The sequence below is a fragment of the Paracoccus fistulariae genome (assembly GCF_028553785.1).
GTDB classification, from domain to species: Bacteria; Pseudomonadota; Alphaproteobacteria; order Rhodobacterales; family Rhodobacteraceae; genus Paracoccus; species Paracoccus fistulariae.
The window spans coordinates 3,283,272-3,304,221 of record NZ_CP067136.1 but is presented as its reverse complement, the minus strand read 5'-3'; the positions used below and the strand labels follow the sequence as shown (position 1 = coordinate 3,304,221).

General features: G+C 63.0%; 18 protein-coding genes and 1 pseudogene. 14 read left to right on the top strand and 5 right to left on the bottom strand.

Going from position 1 to position 20,950, the window contains the following annotated elements; genetic code table 11:
* Positions 1-9: 9 nt before the first annotated feature.
* Together JHX87_RS16315 and JHX87_RS16310 are read right to left on the bottom strand one after the other, a co-directional pair.
* Complete coding sequence (locus tag JHX87_RS16315) at positions 10-717, bottom strand: GNAT family N-acetyltransferase (protein ID WP_271883767.1); 708 nt, start codon at positions 715-717, stop codon at positions 10-12.
* Positions 717-1,457, bottom strand: coding sequence for a competence/damage-inducible protein A (locus JHX87_RS16310; protein WP_271883768.1), 741 nt, complete (start codon positions 1,455-1,457; stop codon positions 717-719). Before JHX87_RS16310 ends, JHX87_RS16315 begins: the two co-directional genes overlap by 1 nt.
* A gap of 104 nt (positions 1,458-1,561) precedes the next feature.
* Between JHX87_RS16310 and map the strand changes: the two genes are divergently transcribed.
* Positions 1,562-2,359, top strand: coding sequence for a type I methionyl aminopeptidase (map, locus tag JHX87_RS16305; RefSeq protein WP_271883769.1), 798 nt, complete (start codon positions 1,562-1,564; stop codon positions 2,357-2,359).
* A 28-nt stretch (positions 2,360-2,387) separates the two neighbouring features.
* On the opposite strand, the gene JHX87_RS16300 is transcribed toward map, so the two are convergent.
* Complete coding sequence (locus tag JHX87_RS16300; protein WP_271883770.1) at positions 2,388-2,987, bottom strand: YqgE/AlgH family protein; 600 nt, start codon at positions 2,985-2,987, stop codon at positions 2,388-2,390.
* A 233-nt stretch (positions 2,988-3,220) separates the two neighbouring features.
* On the opposite strand from JHX87_RS16300, the gene JHX87_RS16295 reads away from it, so the two are divergent.
* The gene (locus tag JHX87_RS16295; RefSeq protein ID WP_272833730.1) at positions 3,221-4,000 is read left to right on the top strand and encodes a protein-disulfide reductase DsbD domain-containing protein; all 780 of its coding nucleotides are present in this window, start codon (positions 3,221-3,223) and stop codon (positions 3,998-4,000) included.
* Between the two features lie 33 nt (positions 4,001-4,033).
* On the opposite strand, the gene JHX87_RS16290 is transcribed toward JHX87_RS16295, so the two are convergent.
* Positions 4,034-4,918 (bottom strand): LysR family transcriptional regulator, encoded by an 885-nt coding sequence (locus JHX87_RS16290; protein WP_271883772.1) that lies wholly within the window; start codon positions 4,916-4,918, stop codon positions 4,034-4,036.
* 92 nt (positions 4,919-5,010) lie between these two features.
* Between JHX87_RS16290 and JHX87_RS16285 the strand changes: the two genes are divergently transcribed.
* The 7 genes from JHX87_RS16285 (at position 5,011) to JHX87_RS16260 (ending at position 11,891) form a co-directional block, all read left to right on the top strand.
* Entirely contained in the window at positions 5,011-6,462 is a 1,452-nt protein-coding gene (locus tag JHX87_RS16285; protein WP_271883773.1) for an aldehyde dehydrogenase family protein, read from the top strand.
* On the top strand, positions 6,459-7,472 hold the full coding sequence (locus tag JHX87_RS16280; RefSeq protein ID WP_271883774.1) for a membrane dipeptidase: 1,014 nt from the start codon (positions 6,459-6,461) through the stop codon (positions 7,470-7,472). Before JHX87_RS16285 ends, JHX87_RS16280 begins: the two co-directional genes overlap by 4 nt.
* A gap of 44 nt (positions 7,473-7,516) precedes the next feature.
* Entirely contained in the window at positions 7,517-9,064 is a 1,548-nt protein-coding gene (locus JHX87_RS16275) for a BCCT family transporter (RefSeq protein ID WP_271883775.1), read from the top strand.
* 65 nt (positions 9,065-9,129) lie between these two features.
* Positions 9,130-10,410, top strand: a complete 1,281-nt coding sequence (locus tag JHX87_RS16270; protein ID WP_334220874.1) for a hypothetical protein — start codon at positions 9,130-9,132, stop codon at positions 10,408-10,410.
* A 30-nt stretch (positions 10,411-10,440) separates the two neighbouring features.
* Entirely contained in the window at positions 10,441-10,806 is a 366-nt protein-coding gene (locus JHX87_RS18495; protein WP_334220875.1) for a hypothetical protein, read from the top strand.
* Positions 10,803-11,519 carry a DUF3726 domain-containing protein gene (locus JHX87_RS16265; RefSeq protein WP_271883776.1) on the top strand — a complete coding sequence of 239 codons (717 nt, stop codon included), beginning with the start codon at positions 10,803-10,805 and terminating at the stop codon, positions 11,517-11,519. Before JHX87_RS18495 ends, JHX87_RS16265 begins: the two co-directional genes overlap by 4 nt.
* Positions 11,520-11,531: 12 nt before the next feature.
* Complete coding sequence (locus JHX87_RS16260; RefSeq protein WP_271883777.1) at positions 11,532-11,891, top strand: RidA family protein; 360 nt, start codon at positions 11,532-11,534, stop codon at positions 11,889-11,891.
* An 88-nt stretch (positions 11,892-11,979) separates the two neighbouring features.
* Here JHX87_RS16260 and JHX87_RS16255 read toward each other — a convergent pair whose 3' ends face one another.
* A complete protein-coding gene (locus tag JHX87_RS16255) occupies positions 11,980-12,546 on the bottom strand; it encodes a cupin domain-containing protein (RefSeq protein ID WP_271883778.1) in 567 nt (188 codons plus the stop codon).
* 149 nt (positions 12,547-12,695) lie between these two features.
* Between JHX87_RS16255 and JHX87_RS16250 the strand changes: the two are divergent.
* From JHX87_RS16250 to JHX87_RS16230, 5 genes and pseudogenes are all read left to right on the top strand, one after another.
* A pseudogene (locus JHX87_RS16250) lies at positions 12,696-13,973 on the top strand (4-aminobutyrate--2-oxoglutarate transaminase).
* Positions 13,974-15,455 (top strand): NAD-dependent succinate-semialdehyde dehydrogenase, encoded by a 1,482-nt coding sequence (locus tag JHX87_RS16245; RefSeq protein ID WP_271883779.1) that lies wholly within the window; start codon positions 13,974-13,976, stop codon positions 15,453-15,455.
* A gap of 195 nt (positions 15,456-15,650) precedes the next feature.
* The gene (locus JHX87_RS16240; protein WP_271883780.1) at positions 15,651-16,634 is read left to right on the top strand and encodes a carbon-nitrogen hydrolase family protein; all 984 of its coding nucleotides are present in this window, start codon (positions 15,651-15,653) and stop codon (positions 16,632-16,634) included.
* Between the two features lie 96 nt (positions 16,635-16,730).
* Positions 16,731-19,472 carry an aminotransferase class I/II-fold pyridoxal phosphate-dependent enzyme gene (locus JHX87_RS16235; protein ID WP_271883781.1) on the top strand — a complete coding sequence of 914 codons (2,742 nt, stop codon included), beginning with the start codon at positions 16,731-16,733 and terminating at the stop codon, positions 19,470-19,472.
* 18 nt (positions 19,473-19,490) lie between these two features.
* The gene (locus JHX87_RS16230) at positions 19,491-20,945 is read left to right on the top strand and encodes a biotin carboxylase (RefSeq protein ID WP_271883782.1); all 1,455 of its coding nucleotides are present in this window, start codon (positions 19,491-19,493) and stop codon (positions 20,943-20,945) included.
* The last annotated feature ends 5 nt before the right edge of the window (positions 20,946-20,950 follow it).

Sequence of the window (20,950 nt, the reverse complement as noted above, 5' to 3'; positions counted from 1 at the left end):
CCCTGCGCCTCAGCGGGTGAAATAGCTGTAGCCCGCGATCTCTTGAAACCCCAGACCGTGATAGGCGGCGATGGCGCCGTGATTGCCCCGCGTGACCGCAAGCCCCATCCGCGTCGCGCCGTTGTCGCGCGCCCATAGCGCCGCTCCGCGGATCATCCAGCCCGCCAGCCCGCGACGGCGCCAGGGCGCCAGAACCTCGATCGCATGGATCATCGCGACCTGCCCGGCGATGGCCACGAATGCCGCGCCCGCCGCGCGATCCTCGGCCCGGCCCAGAATCGAGGTCTTGAGCTGCGGCGCACGATCCATCACCGCCTGCCGTTCGGCCCCGATATTGCCCGCCAGCCAGATCTCTCGCTGGATCGCCAGCGGCGGCCAGATGTCAAAACTTGTCACGGGTGGAATTTCCCGATCGGTAAGCGCCCCGATCGGGGCCGACATGATCACCGTCGGCGTGACAGCGCGATAGCCCGCCTGCTGCAGCGCCGCGACCAGCCCGTCATTCGCATCATCGACGCGGAATATCGCGGGCTGGTTCCAGCCATGGCAGATCGCCTCGACCCCCGCGATATCGCCCGACTGCCAGTCGCCGGTAACGCGGGCCGAACTGACGCGACCGCCTGCGCCCAGGCCGCGTCCGACGCGAAAACCGCCCGCCTGTGCATAGTCGGCGGCGGGCCATGTGGCTTCGAAGGCTTCGGAGAATGCGTGATCCATCACAGGGCCATGCGCTGCTTGATCGCGGCCATCGCCTCGGACACGCGTTCGGCATCAAGGCCGCGCACGACCAGATTGGTGCCCCAGCCATCGGCGTCGTTGAACGGGTAAGAGCCCAGCGACAGATCCGGATATTCGCCCGCAATCGCCTTCAGATCCTCGGCCACGTCGCTTTCGCCGCGCCGAACCTCGACCGATTGCGACTGAACCGGCCGACCTGCGGCAAGCTGCGGGATCAGCCAGTCAACCATGCCGCGAAAGACTTCGGGAACGCCGGCCATGACATGCGTGTTGCCGATGGAAAAGCCGGGCGCGGCAGAGACCGCGTTCTGGATCAGCCGCGCGCCCACCGGCACCCGCGCCATGCGCAGGCGGTTCGGCGTCAGTTCGGTGCCCATCCGGTCGCAGCGATCCTGCAGCAGGGCGCGCGCCTCGTCATTCACCTCGACCGTGGTGCCATGGGCAAGGGCCACGGCATCGGCAGTGATGTCGTCATGGGTCGGCCCGATCCCGCCACTGGTGAACAGCAGATCCCAGGCCCCGCCCAGACTGCCATCCAGCGCCCGAACCGCCGCCACGATCTGGTCCTGATCGTCCGAGACGACCCTGATTTCGCGCAGATCAAACCCTGTGGCGTTCAGCACCTGGGCCAGATGATGGGCATTGCCTTCCCGCGTGCGTCCCGACAGGATTTCATCCCCGATCACCAGAATCGCCGCCGTCGGATTGTCTGACTGCATCGCCCGCCCCTTTCATCTGTCATGGCCACGTTCTACGCCTGCGCACGGGGCTGGAACAAGTGGGCATAGAGGACTATCTATGCCGACAGATGAAAGGAAGAGTGATGGACCACAGCCAATTGACCAAAGAGGGCATTCGCATTCATGCCGCCGAAGATTTCGCAGGAATGCGCAAGGCCGGGGCCGTGGCATCGCAGATCCTGGATGAGGTCGGCCCGCTGGTCCAGCCCGGCGTGACAACCGGCGCGTTGGACGATTTCATCCAGCGCCGCGTGGAAGAGCTGGGCTCGACCTCGGCGACGATCGGCTATCGCGGTTATCAGCATGCCAGCTGTATCAGCGTGAACCATGTCGTCTGTCACGGGATCCCGGGCGAAAAGACGCTGGGCAATGGCGATATCCTGAATATCGACGTCACCGTGATCGTCGATGGCTGGTACGGGGATACCAGCCGTATGTATGTCGCGGGCAAACCCTCGGTCAAGGCGCAGCGGCTGATCCAGGTGACGCATGACAGCCTGATGAAGGGGATCGAGGCCGTCCGCCCCGGCGCCACCTTCGGCGATATCGGCGCCGCCATCCAGACCTATGCCGAAGGTCACCGCATGTCCGTGGTGCGCGATTTCTGCGGTCACGGGCTGGGCCGGGTGTTCCACGCGCCGCCGAATGTGCTGCATTTCGGCCGCGCGGGCAAAGGCCCGGTGCTGGAGGAAGGCATGTTCTTCACCATCGAGCCGATGATCAATCTGGGCCGGGCCGAAACCAAGGTTCTGGCCGATGACTGGACCGCCGTGACCCGCGACCGGTCGCTGTCGGCACAGTTCGAGCATTCCATCGGCGTCACCGCTGACGGGTTCGAGATCTTCACCCCTTCGGACAAGTTCTTTCCCGATCTGGGCTGACCCGCCGCTGGCGGCGCGGTGATCGCGGTCAGGCGCGGCCCGCCGCGCCCGACAGCATCGACGGGTCGATCCCCTGCACGCCAAGCGCGCGGGACCATTTATCCTGATCCGAGGTGCCAAAGATCAGATCATCGGCGCTTTCCCCGGTCAGCCAGCCATTCTGCAGCAACTCGCTTTCCAGTTGGCCCGGCCCCCAACCGGCATAGCCAAGCGCAAGCACGGCGGTATCGGGACCACGGCCAAGCGCCAGATCTTCCAGAATATCGCGTGTCGTGGTCATGGCCAGCGAACGACCGATCCGCACACGCCCCTCGGGATCCTCGCCATGTTCCGGCACCTTGTGCAGCACGAAACCGCGCCCCGGTTCGACGGGGCCGCCAAAGCGCACCTCGACATTGCGGATGCTGTCATCCACCTCGATCCCCAGTTGCTGCAGCAGATCACCGAAATCGACCTCGGGCAGCGGGCTGTTCAACACCAGGCCCATCGCGCCATCATCGGAATGGGCGCAGATCAGCACGACCGAGCGCTCGAATCGCGGATCCGACATGCCCGGCATCGCGATCAGGATCTTGCCGGTCAGGTTGCCCTCTGCCTTGTCGGCGGAGTTATCAAAATCAATACTCATCCAGACCTCCTTGACCGGAACCTGACACTTTCACTGCGGGCCGATCCGTGCCATGCACCGCCGACCCCGAATGTGACGACAGTTCGGCCCCTCGCGCGGCGGCACAAAAGGCATCGGTCATGTGTGATTGGCGCTGACCCATTCATGACAACATCATCACTCTGCCTTTATCTTACAAGGGCCGCGCCGCTTTGTGACTTCATCCGGCGCGGTCCAATGGGTATAAAATGATTATGACACGCCTGAAGTTCCTGCTGATCGCCACTGCCCTTGCCGCCACGCCCGCAATTGCGCGCGATCTGCCACCCGGTCTGACCTCGGCGCGGATCCTGCCCGGCTGGATGGACGGTCAGGGCAATCGCATCGCCGCAATCGAACTGAGGCTGGAACCGGGCTGGAAAACCTATTGGCGCAGCCCCGGCGACAGCGGCATGCCCCCCAGCTTCGATTGGAGCGGGTCGGGCAATCTGGACAAGATCACCCTGCACTGGCCCGCACCCGAAGCGATCCGGTCGGGTGAGTCGCTGACCATGGGCTATCACGACCGGTTGGTCCTGCCCTTCACGGCAAGCCCGAAACAGGCCGGGGAACCGGTGTCCCTGTCGGCCAGCGTCGATCTGGGCCTGTGCGAAAGCATCTGCGTGCCCGCGCATCTGGAACTGCAGGCCGACCAGCCCGCACCCCAGCCTGATCCGCTGATCCAGGCCGCGCTGGCCAATGTTCCCCAGCCCGTCCGACAGGATCTGACCTGCCATGTGCAGAACATCTCTGACGGTGTGCAAGTGGCCATCACCCTGCCCCATGAACAGATCCAGATCGCCGCCATCGAACTGGCCGGTCAGCCCGAAATATGGGTTTCGGGCACCGAGATCGAACAGCGCGCCGACGGCACGGTGGCGGTGGCAGATTTCGTTCCCAGCAGCGCCGCCCCCTTCCCGCTGGACATCCAGCGCCTGCGCCTGACGGTCATCGGCAGCAACGGCGCGGCGGAGATCGAGGGCTGCCAGCCCTAGCGCCGACAGAAAGCGCCCGAAAAGCCTGCCAGATCAGACCGGCACACTGCCTTGCAGCGAATTCCAGAATTCCTGCGCGGCGGGGCTGAGCCTGCGGTCGCGGGGTCGGATCATGCGCACAGTCCGCATAGCAGCCGGATCAGACGGGCAGGCAAAGCCAAGCCCGTGGGGAAAATGCGCCAGAACGCTTTCCGGCAGGATCGTCGCGCCCAGCCCCTCGCGGACAAAGGATAAAAGCGCGGTCGTATTGCGTGCCTGCAAGGTGCAGCTTTCCAGAAGCTGCGGCACGATGTCATGCGGGACAAGATTGCACAGCGGGTTCGCGATCATGGTTTCCTGCGCCAGCAGACGCCAGCTGGGCGGCTGATCGCCGCTGTCCAGCGCCTGACCTATCGTTCCGCCCTGCTGATAGACGATGCCAAGCCGGTCGCGCATGATCACCGTCGCGTCGGCATCCTCATCATCCGCCGAGGCGGTGAGGATGCCGATATCCGCCTCGTCCAGACGGATGCGGCGCCGGACCGAGGCGCTGTCCAGATCGCTGATTTCCAGACGCACCTGCGGGCGCTGGCGCCGGAATTCCGCGATGGCGCGGGGCAGCAGCGTCACCGTCACCGAGGGCACCGCCGCGATGCGCACCGTTCCGGCAATCGAATTGGTCAGCCGCCCGATTGACAGGACGCTGCTGTGAAACACATCCGTCGCGCGCACGGCTTCGGCCAGCACATGCTCGCCCAGCTTGGTCAGGCGGTTCTTGCGCTCTGCCTCGAACAGGGGCGCGCCAAGGTTATCCTCGAACTGCGCCAGCATCATGGACACGGCCGACGGGGTGCGCCCCAGAATAGCGGCAGCCTGCGCCAGCGATCCCTGTTCGGCAACGGTCCGAAAGACGCGCAACATTTCCAGCTTGATCGTCATTTCAATTTTTCTGAATTAATCATCAATATTTCAAGATTGCCTGAAATCATACTCATCGTCTAGTGCTGTCCCTGAAGAATGAGGAGACAGATATGACGGCCAATACTGGAATCTACATCGCCGGTCAGTGGACGGACGGCGCCTCGGTGGTCGAAAACCTGAATCCGTCGGATCTGTCGGATGTGATCGGGGCCTATGCCCAGGCCGATGGCAGCCATCTGGATCAGGCGCTGGAGGCCGCGCGAGAAGCATGGCCCCGGTGGTGGGCCGCCGGCGTGCAAAAGCGCCATGACGTGCTGATGGCCATTGGCACCGAATTGATGGCCCGCGCCGGGGAAATCGGCCGCATGATCTCACGCGAAGAGGGCAAGCCGCTGGCCGAAGGCAAGGGCGAGGTATATCGCGCGGGCCAGTTCTTCACCTATTACGCGGGCGAATGTCTGCGCAATCAGGGCGATTTGGCCGAAAGCGTCCGTCCCGGCGTCGAGATCGACGTGCGCCGCGAACCCGTGGGCGTGGTGGCGATCATCTCGCCCTGGAACTTCCCGGTCGCGACCCCGGCATGGAAAATCGCGCCCGCGCTGGCCTTTGGCAATGCGGTGATCTGGAAGCCCGCCAATGTCACGCCCGCCAGCGCCGTCGCGCTGACCGAGATCATTGCCCGGCAGGATATCCCGGCGGGGCTGTTCAACCTGGTCACCGGCCCCGGCCGCGCCGTGGGGCAGCGGCTGGTGGCAAGCCCGCTGATCGATGCGATCAGCTTTACCGGCTCGGTCCCCGTGGGGCGCGGCATCGCGCAGGCAGCGATGGCGAATATGACCAAGGTGCAGATGGAGATGGGGTCGAAGAACCCGATGATCGTCATGGAGGATGCCGATCTGGATCTGGCCGTCGCCCATGCCGCAGGGGCGGCATTCGGCGGAACCGGACAGAAATGCACCGCCGCATCGCGCCTGATCGTGCATGAGGCGATCCATGACGCCTTTGTCGAACGGCTGGTTCAGGCCGCGCAGGCGCTGAATGTGGGCCACGCATTGGCAGAGGACACGCAGATCGGGCCGGTCGTCTCTCAGTTCCAGTTGGACCAGAACCTCGCCTATATCGAGGCGGGCAAGGCCGAAGGCGCGGAGTTGCTCTGCGGTGGCGCGCGGCTTGAACGTGCGACCGATGGCTATTTCATGGCCCCGGCGGTCTTTGCGGGCACCCGCAACGACATGCGCATCAACCGCGAAGAGATGTTCGCCCCGATCACCAGCGTCATCCGCGTCGGCAGCTATGACGAGGCGCTGGTCACCGCCAATGACAGCGAATTCGGCCTGACCGCCGGGATCATGACCCGCAGCCTTGCCCGCGCCAGCCATTTCCGCGCCAATATGCGCGCGGGCTGCGTGATGGTGAACCTGCCCACCGCCGGCACCGATTATCACGTGCCTTTCGGGGGGCGCGGGGCCTCTTCCTTCGGGCCGCGCGAACAGGGGCGTTACGCCGCCGAATTCTACACCACCGTCAAGACCGCCTATGTCGCGGCGGGGGCGCCGGAATGACCCCGCTGATAGATGGCCTGCAATATGCGAATTGGTCTGAAAAGATTTTCCGCCAGTTGCGCGAAGGCGGCGTCGATGCCGTCCATGTCACCATCACCTATCACGAGAATTTCCGCGAAACGGTGCTGAACATCGAACGCTGGAACCGCTGGTTCGAGCAGTTCTCTGATCTGATCTTTCAGGGCCGGACAGCCGCCGACGTGACCCTTGCCCGCGACACCGGGCGCAGCGCGATCTTCTTCGGCGCGCAGAACCCGTCCTGTATCGAGGATGATATCGGGCTGGTCGAAATCCTGCACACGCTGGGCCTGCGCTTCATGCAGCTGACCTATAACAACCAGTCCCTGCTGGCGACCGGCTGTTATGAAGCGGAGGATACCGGCCTGACCCGCATGGGCCGTGAGGTCGTGGCCGAGATGAACCGAGTCGGGCTGGTCGTGGATATGAGCCATTCCGGCACGCGATCCACCATCGAGGCCATCGACCATTCCAGCCGCCCGATCGCCATCACCCATGCCAACCCCGCCAACTGGCATCCGGCGCTGCGCAACAAATCCGATGACGTCCTGCGCGCGCTTGGCCAAAGCGGCGGGATGCTGGGCTTTTCGGTCTATCCGCATCACCTGAAGGGCGGCAGCGCCTGCGGCTTGCAGGATTTCTGCGACATGGTCGCGCGGACGGCGGATCTGATGGGCATCGACCATATCGGGATCGGCACGGACCTGTGTCAGGACCAGCCCGACAGCATCGTCGAATGGATGCGCACCGGCCGCTGGACCAAACAGATCGATTATGGCGAGGGCAGCGCCTCGGCGCCCGGCTTTCCCGACATGCCCGACTGGTTCGCGGATAACCGCGATTTCGGGCGCATCGCCACGGGTCTGAAGGCCACGGGGATGGATGCCACGAATATCGCCGCAGTCATGGGAGGAAACTGGCTGCGCTTCTTCGACGAAAGCTTCGGCGCACGGGCCGAAACACGCAAGCGGTATCACAACGTCGCTGAATAAGCGGCAGCACCGACTGCCGCGCCGATCTTTTAGGGAGGAAGATCATGACGGATTCAACCAAGGAGCAGACCGAAAGCGGCTGGCTTGACCGCGTGGACAAGCCGCTTTTCGCGGTCACGGGGGGATTTATTCTGCTGTTCTGCGCGCTGGCGCTGATCAGCATCGACACGCTTTCGGCCATCTTGGACAAGAGCTTTGCGCTGGCCGCGCGCTATTTCGGGCTGTACTGGCAGATCCTGCTGCTGGCCACCTTCCTGATCGGGCTGGTGATCTGCGTTCTGCCGGGCAGCCGCAAGGTCGTGGGCGGGCTGGAGAAACCGGAATTCACCGGCTTTCAATGGGCCTCGATGATCATGTGCACGCTGCTGGCCGGCGGCGGCGTCTTCTGGGCTGCGGGTGAGCCGATTGCGCATTTCCTGTCGACACCGCCCTATTTCGGCGATCTGTCGGGCGATCCCGACGCGATGGCCCATGCCGCGCTGGCGCAATCCTATCTGCATTGGGGCTTTCTGGCATGGGCGATCCTGGGGGCGCTGACCACCGTCATGTTCATGCATTACCACTATGAAAAGGGTCTGCCGCTGGCACCGCGCACGCTGCTCTATCCGGTCTTTGGCGAGCGGGCGCTGCACGGGCCCGTCGGGCTGATCGCGGATGCAAGCTGCATTATCGCGGTGGTGGCCGGGACGGTCGGTCCGATCGGCTTTCTGGGGCTGCAGATGTCCTATGGGCTGAATGCCTTGTTCGGCATTCCCGACAGCTTTGCCACGCAGGTCGTCGTCATCCTGGCGCTGGCCAGCATCTATACGATCTCGGCCATGACGGGGCTGGAAAAAGGCATCCAGTTTCTGTCCAAGGCGAATATCGTTCTGGCCTTTGCGCTTCTGGCCTTCATGCTGGCGGCCGGTGCGACGGGCTTTATCTTCAGCAGCTTCATTGAAAGCTTCTGGCTGTATCTGCGGAACTTCTTTGGCATGGCCATGTATCGCGGAGAGGCCGGGCTGTTCGGCGATCCGGGCTGGCTGGGCTGGTGGACGGTGTTCTTCTGGGGCTGGTTCCTTGGCTATGGCCCGCTGATGGCGATCTTTATCGCCCGCGTCAGCCGGGGCCGCACGATCCGCGGGATCATCCTGATGCTGGCCATCGTGGCGCCGATCATCACGAATTTCTGGTTCACCATCATCGGCGGCTCTGGCATCGCGCTGGAACAGGCGACGCCGGGCATCATCTCGGGCCCGTTCGAGGGGTTCAACCTGCCCGCAGGCCTGCTGGCCATCACGCAAGGGATGCCCTGGGGGTTCCTGCTGTCGCTGCTGTTTCTGGTGCTGACGATGATCTTCGTCGCCACGACCAGCGACTCCATGAGCTATGTGATCGCGACGGCCATGTCCGATGACAACCCCTCGGCCCCGCTGCGCGCCTTCTGGGGGCTGGCCATGGGGGTGATGGCGGTCATCCTGATCTCGACCGGGTCGGGCGGCGTCGGCAAGCTGCAAAGCTTTATCGTGGTGACGGCTGTTCCTGTATCCTTGGTTCTGCTGCCCTCGCTGTGGGATGCGCTGCGCATCACCCTGGCCCTGGGGCGCGAGTAGATCCGCTGGCCGGGCAGCGCGCTGCCCGGCCCCCTCTCCATCATTTCAAGAAAGGTCGTGACGCCATGCCAGACACATCGTTTCACACCGGTGCCGGGCGCCATATCGCACCGCGGCCGCCCGCGACCGTCATGCGGCTGTCGCGCATGGGGTCGGCCCACCCGACAAGGCTGTCCTTCCTGCGCGTGATGTTGCGCCGCATGACCGGGGGCGACTGGCGCTTTGACCGCCCCGTCTGGCAGGTCGATGCCAAGGGCGTGGGCCACGCCGTCTATCGCGCCATCGGCCCCGACCGCACCTACAGCCTTGTGGCCTTTGCCCATGACCTGCCCGAAGAGATGCGCTCGGACCGGGTGATCGCCACCGCATGGGACGCCACCTTCACCCTGTTCGACGGCGATCCCTCAGTCGCCGATATCGACCGGCTGGCCCGGAACGTGCCGCTGCAAGAGGCCGGCCGGATCAGCACCAGGGAACTGTCGCTCAGCCGGGCCAACCGCTCGGTCCGGCTGTTCCGGCATGTGGTCGAGCGTCTGTCGCAGGGCCTGCAACCCGACCTGGCCGAGATCGATGCCGTCGGTTATCTGATGCGCACCACCGCGGTCTACGGATCGGGGAAATTCGGCGCGGCGGATCGCAGCGCCATTGCCGACCGGCCCGAGATGGCCAGCCCCTTTCAGGCCGAGATGCTGTCGGTCTGGCTGACGCGCCAATTCACCATCGACATCGTGGAACATCTGGCGGCGATGCGCGGCGGTCCGGGCGCCGCGCGGCTTGATCCCGCCATCAAGCTGCGTATGGGCGTCGGCAATTCCACCGGTCTGGGCATGGCCCCTTTCATCGTGCGCCATCCCGCGCTGCTGCATTGCTGGATGGCCGCGCGGGAAGAGGCTTTGGCCCGTGTGCGGCGGCTGGAGACGGCTTCGGCCCGCGCTGTGGATGATCTGAACCGTGCCTTTGGCGAAGCGCAGAAGAATGCGGCCAGTTGGGTCACCGCGCATCCGCTGCAAATGGCGCGTCTGCAGGATCTGCGGGGCGATCTGGACCGGGTCGCGGGAAAGCTGGCGGATTTTCCCGGCAACAGCGCCCTGCCCTGGGACAGTTTGTGGAGATGGGGCGAAGAGACCCTGACCGAAGAGGGGCAAGAGGCGCTGCTGGCGCTGATCCTTGAACCCCATGGCGATCTGATCGACGGGCTGGCGCAGGGCATGAGCCTGGATGAAAGCACCGAATTCCAGTTGGACGGGCGCATGAGCATCGGCGATCTGCGCCAGATCCTGCTGCGCCATTACGACTGGGCCATTGGTATCGACTTTGGCAGGCCCGAAAACCTGTCGCGTTTCTGATATGTCTCGGAAGAAAAGCAGGAACCCCGGTTGGGTCATCGCGACCGGGATCCGGGTGTGGCGCTGGAACAACCGCTTTGCGTCGGCTGGATGAGCGCGGATCTGGCCTCGGCCCTGCAGGGCTGGCCGGATGGCGATCCAGTCGCGGCCTTCCTGCTGCGACATCCGCAGCACCGCTATATGGTCCGCCGCGCCCAGATCACCGCGCGCAGACCCTATGCCGAGATCCGCGACAACCTGATCGCCGAAGACACGCTGCCCATCGACATGATGCGCTGCAAGCTGGCCTTTTTCGGCGCCAGCCATTTCGATCCGCGATCCGACAAATGGGTCAGGATCTGCCTATTCCAATATGCCCCCTACCCGCTGGATCTGCCGCAGGAGCGTGGCAGATGACCGGGCCCAGCGATCCGACCCGGTCCGGCCCGCCCGTTCCGCCAAAAGAGGTCTCCGAAGTGCAGCTGTCCCGCAATGAAATCGTGGCCCTTGGCACCAAGGCCGCGCGTGGCGCAGGCATGGAATGGGGGCTGGCGGAAGAGGCCGGAACGGCGGCGGGCTGGCTGGCCTCGATGGGGCTGGACGGGGCCGGGGCGCTGCTGGATCAGCTGCAACTGGCGGCGGGCAAGGGCTGGCCGCATATCTGCCCCGTGGTCGCCCGTGGCCGGTGGCGCAGCGCGGGATCCGATCCCATCTGCCCGATCGCGCTTGGCGCGACCCTGTGCGATTTCGCCGATCTGCCAGAGGGGATTGAGGATGGCGATGGCCTGATCATCGGCCCGGTGAGCCAGCCGGTCCTGCTGCTGCCCTTCCTGGCCGAGATCGCCCGCCGCAAGGCGGTGCTGTTGGAACTTGGCTGGGACGACGGCACGGTGCTGATCGGTGGCAGCGGGCAGATCGACGGCGATCTTGCCGCGCTGCATCACGCCAATCGGATCCTGCTTCGGCTGTCGCGGCGCGCGGGTCACGGGACCTGGCAGGACCCCGCCGCGCTGCGCCCGATCAGCCGCCAGACCATGCAGAAGCTGACCGAACTGGCCATGAAAACAACCGTCCCCTCGACCGAGGCATCCCGCGCGGGTGCCGGTGCGGGCACACAGGATAACGACTGAGAAGGAAACCATATGAGCATGAAACATCTGAACCCGGGCCAGAGAATGAGCCAGGCGGTCTGCATCGGCGACATCGCCTTTCTGGCCGGTCAGGTGCCCAGCGACCTGACGGCGGATATCGAGACGCAGACGAAACAGGTTCTGGCCAAGATCGACGCCGTGATGGCCGAACTGGGCGGCAGCAAGGCCGACATTGCCTCGGTTCAGGTCTGGCTGAGCGACATGGCCGATTTTCAGGGCATGAATGCCGTCTGGGACGCGTGGATCGACCCCGCCGCCCCGCCCGCACGCGCCACCGGCGGCGTCGCGCTGGCGCGTCCGGGCATGCGGGTCGAGATGATCGCCGTCGCGCATGTGAAACGCGGCGGATAACCGGAGAGCAACCTGCAATTCAGCGGCCATCGGAAAGGCCGGGGCCGCCATACGCGCGCCCCGGCCTTTTCATGACATCTGCCAGGGATCAGAAGGTCGGCGGCGTGCAGGCGCTGACGATGACGCATTTTTCCTCTCCGACCTGCCGAAAGCGGTGCGGGTTTCGGCTGTCGAAATAATAGGCGTCGCCGGGCCCAAGGATCTTGCGTTGCGCGCCCACGGTGACCTCGATCCGGCCCGAGATGACGATACCGCCCTCTTCGGCCTCGTGGCTGTACATGACGCGACCGGTATCGGCGCCTTTGTCATAGGTCTCCATCAGGATCATGATCGCGCGACCATAGAGGTCAGAGCCGATCTGCCGCAGCGACACACCGCCCTTGCCGATCTCGGTCAGTTCCTCGCTGGGATAGAAAACGGTCGGATCCTTTGCCGGTTCGAAGGCAAAGAATTCCGACATGCCGACGGGGATCCCGTCCAGAATGCGCTTCAGCGCCCCGACCGAGGGACTGACGCGGCCGGCCTCGATCAGGGATATGGTGGAATTCGTCACTTCGGCCCGTTTGGCAAGTGCCCGCTGCGACAATCCCGCCCGTTCGCGAAATGCCCGCAATTTCCGTCCGACCTCCAGCCCGTCCTGATCCATGTTTCTCATGTTTGAAATATTAAACGCTGGCATCTGAATACACCAGAAAACAGCAGCTTGAACATATCGAAAAACAGACTTTTCCGCGATCTGAAACAGATTAGAAGCCTGTAACCGGGCCGGATGGTGAGATCCGGCGAAACCTTGGGGTATGTGCCATGACAAATGCAGCAATCGCAGAGCGCCGGAACACGGCCGTCGCGCGGGGCGTCGGGATGCAGACGCAGATCTATGCCAAACGCGCGCAGAACGCCGAGGTCTGGGATGTCGAGGGCAATCGCTATATCGACTTTGCGGCGGGCATTGCGGTCGTCAATACCGGCCATCGCCACCCCAAGGTCATGGCCGCCGTGCAAGAGCAGCTGGGCGATTTCACCCATACCTGCCATCAGGTCCTGCCCTATGAGAATTACATCCGTCTGGCCGAGCGTCTGAACGACAAGGCGCCAGGCGATTTCGCCAAGAAAACGGTCTTTGTCACGACCGGGGCCGAGGCGGTGGAAAACGCCATCAAGATCGCCCGCGCCGCGACCAACCGCCCAGCGATCATCGCCTTTGGCGGCGCCTTCCACGGCCGTACCTTCATGGGGATGAGCCTGACCGGCAAGGTCGCGCCCTATAAGAAGAATTTCGGCGCGATGATGCCCGATGTCTATCACGTGCCCTTCCCGGTCGAATTGCACGGCGTTTCGACCGACCAGGCGCTTGGCGCCCTGCACAAGCTGTTCAAGGCCGATCTTGACCCGGAACGCGTCGCCGCCATCATCATCGAACCGGTTCAGGGCGAAGGCGGGTTCTATCCTGCCCCGGCGGAACTGATGCGCGGATTGCGCAATATGTGTGACGAGCATGGCATGCTGCTGATCGCGGATGAGATCCAGACCGGATTTGCCCGCACCGGCCATCTGTTCGCGATGGAGGCCTATGACGTGACGCCCGATCTGACCACGATGGCGAAGGGACTGGCGGGCGGATTGCCTCTGGCCGCCGTCACGGGCCGGGCCGAGGTGATGGATGCGGCCCAGCCCGGCGGTCTGGGCGGAACCTATGGCGGCAACCCGCTGGGCATCGCCGCCGCCAATGCCGTGCTGGATGTGATCGAGGAAGAGGACCTCTGCGCCCGCGCGAACGAGCTTGGCTCACGCCTGCGCCAGCGTCTGGAATCGATCCGGTAGCGGGTGCCTGAAATCGTCGATATCCGCGGCCCGGGTTTCATGGTCGCGGCAGAGTTCAACACCGCCGACGGGACGGCACCGAACCCGGATATGGCGAATGCCATCCGCGCCGAGGCGCTGACACGCGGTCTGGTCCTGCTGACCTGCGGCGTCTATGGCAATGTCATCCGATTCCTGGCCCCGATCACCATCGAGACCGAGATCTTCGCCGAGGCGCTGGATATTCTGGAAGCCTCGATTGATGCTGTGAAGGCCCGGTAAATGCTGGATGTGAAAGCGCAGGTCGCCGCTCTGGACCTGAAAGACCCCAGCCTGCTGGAGACGCGTGGCTTTGTGAATGGCGTCTGGATCGGGAAAGCGACGACCTTCCCGGTCCTGAATCCCGCAACGGGCGACTGCATCGCCCATGTTGCCGATCTGGATGTCGCCGACACCGCCGCAGCCATTGCCGCCGCCGACGCCGCCCGCGCTGACTGGGCCGCATGCACGGGCAAGGAACGCGGCGCCATCCTGCGCCGCTGGTTCGACCTGATGATCGCGAATGCCGATGATCTGGCCACGATCCTGACCGCCGAGATGGGCAAGCCGTGGCACGAGGCGCGGGGCGAAATCCTTTATGGCGCGTCCTTCATCGAATGGTTCGCCGAAGAGGCCAAGCGCGTCTATGGCGATGTCATTCCCGGCCATCAGCGTGACAAGCGCATCGTCGTGCTGAAACAGCCGGTCGGGGTTGTCGGCGCGATCACGCCCTGGAATTTTCCCAATGCGATGATCGCCCGCAAGGTCGCGCCGGCGCTGGCGGTGGGCTGCACCTTTGTGGTCAGGCCGGCCGAGCTGACGCCTCTGTCGGCCCTGGCCATGGCGGTTCTGGGTCAGCGGGCCGGCATTCCGGCGGGCGTCCTGAACGTCATCCCGTCCTCGGACGCGGCCACCATCGGCCAAGAGCTGTGCGACAATGAAAAGGTCGCCAAGATCACCTTCACCGGCTCGACCCGCGTGGGCAAGATCCTGATGCGCCAATGCGCGGATACGATCAAGAAAATGTCGCTGGAACTGGGCGGCAATGCGCCCTTTATCGTCTTTGACGATGCCGATATCGACGCGGCGGTCGAAGGCGCGATGATCGCGAAATATCGCAATAACGGTCAGACCTGCGTCTGTGCGAACCGCATCTATGTGCAATCGGGCGTTTATGATGAATTCGCGGCAAAGCTGAAGGAAAAGGTCGCCGCGCTGAAGGTCGGCGACGGTTTTTCCGAGGGTGTCACCACCGGCCCGCTGATCAACGAAGCGGCACTGGCGAAGGTCGAGGATCACATCTCTGATGCGACCGGCAAGGGCGCACAGGTGATCGCGGGCGGCACGCGATTGCCACGCGGCGGGAATTTCTTCGCGCCGACGATCCTGACCGGCGTCACCGCCGCGATGAAGATCGCCCGCGAAGAAACCTTCGGCCCCGTCGCGCCGCTGTTCCGCTTTGAGGATGAGGCCGACGTCATCGCCATGGCCAATGACAGCGAATTCGGTCTGGCGGCCTATTTCTACAGCAACGATCACGGGCGTGTCTGGCGCGTGGCCGAGGCGCTGGAATCGGGCATGGTCGGGATCAATACCGGCCTGATCTCGACCGAGCTTGCGCCTTTCGGCGGCATCAAGCAGTCCGGGCTTGGCCGCGAGGGATCACGGTACGGGACCGAGGATTATCTTGAGATCAAGTATCTTTGCCTGAGCGGCAACTTTTGACGGCGGCAGGCGTTGCGCGATCCTGAAACCGGAAGAAGGCTTGCGGTCAAGGCTGATCGCGCTAGGCTGGCCATAACGTGACGGCCCTGCAGGGTTGGCCGGGATGGACGGCCAGCAGGGCAGCCACAAACATCACAGTCGCGCGCCAGCCCTGACGGATCGGCGCGCGATGAAAATCGAGAAAGAAACGGCAGAATGACACCTTTTGCAATCACCGGCGTCCAGATGTGGGTCAACGCGGTGCAGCCCAATATCGAGGGCATGTTGCAGCGCATTGATATCCTGATGGCACGGTTCCCCTGGACCCAGATGGTCCTGTTTTCGGAACTGGCCGCGTTCGGGCCGCTGTCGCGTCATGCGCTGCCGCTGACGAATGAGCATATCGAGCGCTTTCAGGCGGCGGCGAAACGCTACAATATCTGGCTTCTGCCGGGGTCGATGTTCGAAAAGACCCCCGAGGGCAAGATCTACAATACCGCGACGGTCATCAATCCGCAGGGCGAGATCGTGACCACCTATCGCAAGATGTTTCCGTTCCGCCCCTATGAAACCGGCGTGGAAGCCGGCACCGATTTCTGCGTCTTTGACGTGCCCGAGGTCGGGCGATTCGGATTGTCGATCTGCTACGATATCTGGTTCCCCGAAACCACGCGCCAGCTGACCAGTCAGGGCGTCGAGGTGCTGCTGCATCCGGTTCTGACGGGCACCACAGACCGCGATGCCGAACTGGCCATTGCGCGGGCTACGGCGGCGCAGTTCCAGTGCTATATCTTTGACGTGAACGGTCTGGGCTCGGGCGGCAATGGCCGCTCTTGCGTGGTTGATCCGTCGGCCCAGGTGCTGCACCAGTCGGCAGGTCAGGAGGATATGTTCCCGATCGAGATCGACCTGGATCAGGTCCGTCGCCAGCGCCTTCACGGCCTGAAGGGCCTTGGGCAGGTGCTGAAAAGTTTCCGCGACCGCTCGGTCGATTTTCCGGTCTATGACCGCGACAGCGGCACCGACAGCTATCTGCAGTCGCTGGGCCCGCTGGCCATGCCCAAGCAGGGCGGCGTCCTGCCGGGGGATCAGTCGTTCCGCGACACCTATATCGGCGGGCCGGAAGACCATGCCGCGCAACCGTCTTTCAAAGGAGCAGAGGAGGCTCTTGCACCTCAGGCGGTCAAGATCGCCGAATAAAGACATCCCTGCCGGTTGCCCGGTCCGGGCGATCGGCAGGGACTTAAATCGCGATCCGCATTACGGAACCGCGATCTCGAAATGGGAGGGGGGACCATGTCGAAAGAGTCGATGAGCGACTATTATTCAGCCGTGCAACTGCGCTCGGACCGCTGGAGCGCGCTGCGCGTGGCGTTGGAGCGATTGCACCGAGAAAGCGGAAAGGCCAGTTCCGCGAAACTCAAGACCCATATCGGCGAATTGTTCGACGCGCTGTCGCTGATCGAGCGATATTGGGCCTTTCCCGGCATCACGGCATTTGACTATATCCGCCGACAGTTCGAGCATGGGCATCTGGAGGATGTGTCCTTTCTGGTCCGTCGCGTGACACGGGCGCTGACCACAGGCGCATATCGCCGCCGTTCGATTCCGCTGGAACGCGATGCATCCGACAGCGAGGATCACGATGATGAGGCCATCCTGTCGCCAGAAGCGCGGGCCTTGTCCAAACATTACTTCGAAGTGCTGATCGTCGATAATGTCACCGAGCAGCAAGAGCGTTTCCTGAAGGATTCGATGCGCGCCATGCGCCGACCCGAGGATCCGTTCATCTACGAACCGGTTGTCGTCCCGTCGCTGGAAGATGCGCTGATCGGTGTGCTGTTCAACCACAATATTCAGGCGATCGTGGTCCGGCCCGGACTGTCGCTGGAATCCCATGCCGATCTTCCGATCCTCAAGCGCTATCTGGACCGGGCCGGCGGCGAGGACGCCATCGACGAAATCGCGCCCGAAAACTATGGCCCGGAACTGTGTCGGCTGGTGGCGCGGGTGCGGCCCGAACTGGATGCCTATCTGGTGACGGACCGGTCGGTCGAGGATATCGCCGGGCTGGATCTGGGGATCTGCCGCCGTGTCTTCTATAATCAGGAAGATTTCATGGAACTGCACCTGAATATCCTCAGGGGGGTTCAGGCGCGCTACAAAACGCCCTTCTTTACGGCGCTCAAGGAATACTCGAAACAGCCGACCGGCGTGTTCCATGCCATGCCGATCTCTCGCGGGAAGTCGATTTCGCGCTCGCACTGGATTCAGGATATGGGCGCCTTTTACGGGCCGAACATCTTTCTGGCCGAGACATCGGCGACGTCCGGGGGGCTGGACAGCCTGCTGGAACCGCACGGCCCGATCAAGGAAGCGCAAGAGCTTGCAGCCCGCGCCTTCGGATCGAAGCAGACCTTCTTTGCCACGAACGGCACCTCGACCTGCAACAAGATCGTGGTGCAGGCGTTGGTGCGACCGGGCGATATCGTTCTGGTGGACCGCGATTGCCACAAGTCGCACCATTACGGCATGGTGCTGGCGGGGGCGCAGGTGCGCTATCTCGACAGCTATCCGCTGAACGAATATTCGATGTACGGGGCTGTCCCGATCCGCGAAATCAAGCATCAACTGCTGAAACTGAAGGCGGCGGGCAAGCTGGATCAGGTGCGGATGCTGCTGCTGACCAACTGCACCTTTGACGGCGTCGTCTATAATGTCGAACGCGTGATGGAGGAATGCCTTGCCATCAAGCCGGACCTGATCTTCCTCTGGGATGAGGCATGGTTTGCATTTGCCCGTTTCGGCCCGACCTATCGTCACCGGACCGGGATGAGCGCGGCCAACAACCTGCGCGAACGCCTGCGCTCGCAAGCGCATGCCAAGGCCTATGAGAAGCAGCAGGCGAAGCTGAAGGATGCCGATGACGCGACCTTGCTGAAAACGCAGCTTCTGCCGCCGCCGGCCGCGCGGGTCAGGGTCTATACGACGCAATCGACCCACAAGACGCTGACCTCTTTGCGGCAGGGGTCGATGATCCATGTCAACGATCAGGACTTCAAGGGAGAGGTCGAGGCCAGCTTCCACGAAGCCTATATGACGCATACCTCGACCAGCCCGAATTACCAGATCATCGCATCGCTGGATGTCGGCCGCCGTCAGGTCGAGCTTGAGGGCTTCGAACTGGTGCAACGCCAGGTCGAGGCCGCCATGTCCATGCGCCGGGCGATTTCGACCCACCCCCTGCTGCGGAAATATTTCCGCGTGCTGACTGCCGGGGACATGATCCCGGCCGAATATCGTGCCTCGGGCGTCGAAAGCTATTACGATTCCGAACAGGGCTGGACCGACACCTGGGATTGTTGGGAAAAGGACGAATTTGTCCTTGACGCCACCCGCGTCACCCTGGCGGTCGGCGGCACCGGCTGGGATGGCGACACCTTCAAGACCCAGATCCTGATGGATAAATACGGCATCCAGATCAACAAGACCTCGCGCAACACCGTGCTGTTCATGACCAATATCGGCACCACGCGGTCCTCGGTCGCCTATCTGATCGAGGTTCTGGTCGAGATCGCGAAAGGTCTGGACGATCTGCTGGACGATGCCTCGCGGATGGAACGTCTGGCCTTCGACCGGCGCGTCAAGAACCTGATGCAGGATCTGCCGCCGCTGCCGGATTTCTCTCGTTTTCACGAAGCATTCTGTCTTGACCCGGAAACAGGCGAGGGCGACATCCGCGCGGCCTTTTTCCTGGCCTATGACGAAAACAATTGCGACTATATGGAACTGGATGGCGGGATCGAGGCGGCCATGGATGCCGGCCGAGAGGTGGTTTCAGCCTCTTTCATCATCCCCTATCCGCCGGGCTTTCCGATTTTGGTGCCCGGCCAGACTGTCAGCCGCGAAATCCTGGCCTTCATGCGTGCCCTGGATGTGAACGAAATACACGGTTACCGCGCAGAGCTTGGCCTGCGTGTCTTTACGGACGAAGCTCTGGTCGGACAGACCAGAAAACTTGCGACTGCAGCAGAATAGGGGAAGGACAGACGAACCATGCCGAAACTCAACAACATCTCGGAGATCCGCCGTTACTTCCACCGCAACGAAGAGCCGATCTATTTCGTCTCGGCGACGAATTTCAATCTGCTTGGCATCGATGAATGGTCGAAGAATTTCAAATATATCTGCTATCTGGATTGCTATGACGGCAAGCATCCGAACGTGTTCTGCCCGACCGAGCAGCCGCATTCCGAATTCCAGTCCATTGAAGATATCAACAATTACCTGCTGCAGCACAAAGAGGTGGTCGACCTTGTGAAGCGGCGCGGCGGCAAGCCCAAATTCGTCTTTCTGATGTTCGATGAGGAAACCGAACGGCTGGTCAAGGAACTGGGCGGCGAGGTCTGGTTCCCCAAGGCGAAGCTGCGGACGAAATGCGACAACAAGATCGAGACCGTGCGCATCGGCAACAAGGCGGGCGTGCCCTCGGTCCCGAACGTGCTGGCCGAGGTGAAATCCTATGAGGATCTGAGAAACACCTGCGAAAAGGCAGGGATCGGCCATGATCTGGTGTTGCAATCGGCCTTTGGTGACAGCGGGCACACTACGTTCTTCATCAAATCCGAAGCCGATTTCCGCAAGCACGAGCATGAGATCGTCGGCGAAGGCGAGATCAAGATCATGAAGCGGATCGACTGCCGCGGATCGGCCATCGAGGCCTGCGCGACCAGTCAGGGCACCATTGTCGGCCCGCTGATGACGGAACTGGTCGGCTTCAAGGAACTGACCCCCTATCGCGGCGGATGGTGCGGGAACGAGATCTTCGCGACCGCCTTTCCGCCCAAGGCGCGCCAGAAGGCCCGCGACCTGACCTTCAAATTCGGCGAGCAACTGCGCAAGCAAGGCTATCGCGGCTATTTCGAGCTGGATTTCCTGATCGACAAGAAGACCGGCGACCTGTGGCTGGGAGAGCTGAACCCGCGTATCACGGGCTGCAGTTCCATGACCAACCACGCGGCCTTCGCCCATGCCGATGCGCCGCTGTTCCTGTTCCATCTGCTGGAATTTTCCAAGGCGCAGTTCAAGCTGGACGTGGACGAATTGAACGCCCGCTGGGCCGATCCCAACATGATCGACAGTTGGTCCCAGATGGTGATCAAATATACCGAGGATAATGTCGATATCATCACCGAGGCGCCTCCGACCGGGATCTACAAGATGCGCGAGGATGGCAGCGTGGTCTTTGACCGCTTCGACTATCACCGCCGCGCGGTCGAAAGCGAAAGCGAGGCGTTTTTCCTGCGCATCCAGAAGCCGGGGGATTTCCGCTATGAGGGCGCCGATCTGGGGATTCTGGTGACGCGGGGACGGTCTATGACCAACGGTTTCAAGCTGAATGAGCGCGCAAAGCGCTGGATCCACGGCATCAAGTCGCAGTTCCAGGCCCGCCCCCTGCCCGAGGTGACGGCAGGACCAGAGCTGTCCGATCCGGCGTTCAAGATCCTGTAGCGACA